The 890-nt window shown below is 42.7% G+C and carries 1 protein-coding gene and 1 pseudogene; both read right to left on the bottom strand.

Going from position 1 to position 890, the window contains the following annotated elements:
- Window positions 1-97 precede the first annotated feature (97 nt).
- Entirely contained in the window at window positions 98-226 is a 129-nt protein-coding gene (locus ACRCJ0_RS16135; RefSeq protein WP_003143129.1) for a YvrJ family protein, read from the bottom strand.
- A gap of 64 nt (window positions 227-290) precedes the next feature.
- Window positions 291-890 (bottom strand): annotated as a pseudogene (locus ACRCJ0_RS16130) (DUF975 family protein); the annotation flags it as partial.

Below are 890 nucleotides of genomic sequence, written 5' to 3'. Positions count from 1 at the left end.
TCTGTTAGATATTGATCAAGATTTAAATAAATAGCATAATAAGCACTAAAAAAGGCGCCTAGCCCCATTCGAATTTGAATGGGCTAGACGCCTTTTTCTATTGTGCTAGTTTTTCGACGGCTGCGATTAGGTCATCCAGCTTTTTCTCTGTTCGCGTCATCAAGTAAATCGACACAAATATGGGAAAGCCAACATTACCAATCAGTTGCATGGAAACATCCAACATATCCAAAACCACCACCTCCTTATATAAAAGAACGGTGGTGGTTTGTTTTTTGACAAGCATTCAATTAGTCTTGATGATCTGGATCGATTTCTGGATCATAATCCACATCTTTATCGAAATCACCAGGATTTAACATACCGTCTTCACCTGATTCAGCCTTGTCTGCTGCTAGAATAACATCCTTAGCCTGTTCAACTTTACCAAAATCGGTACGGTCTGGTGTGTTGTAGCCCATAATGTTATAAGGTTTCTTTCCCAGCGTTTGCGCCTCATTGTTTGAAGCATCATCTGAGCTCGCTTGGCCGCCCACTACGTATGAGTGACGTACAGCTGCTGATTCTGATGCTGGACCTGCATTCAAGTCAAAGCTAGGCTTTTCTTGTGCTGGTCTTCCTACGTTATAATCAGACGCTTCTACCGTAAAGTGGTTACGGATGGCTGAAATAGGACCTTCACTTGCTGTATAAGTTGCTTGATAAGGTTGACGTACAGCTGCTGCATTTTGACCTACTTTGTATGAACCTCGTAAGGCTGAAGATGTGCCTGTAGTGTTTTCAGCTACTTGGTTTGCTTCATATTCGCTAGATTCAGTCACTTCGTCATCTTGTCCAGCTTTTTCTTCGTCAGCTAAGGAGAATACTGCGGCAGCGCCTGCTGCTGTAGT

The sequence above is a fragment of the Aerococcus sp. L_32 genome, assembly GCF_050689315.1.
This window is presented reverse-complemented; position numbering and strand designations above follow the sequence as displayed.

Bases quoted from the DNA above. Each gene is read 5' to 3' on its own strand.
- ACRCJ0_RS16135 (WP_003143129.1), bottom strand. From the start codon at position 226: ATGTTGGATGTTTCCATGCAACTGATTGGTAATGTTGGCTTTCCCATA.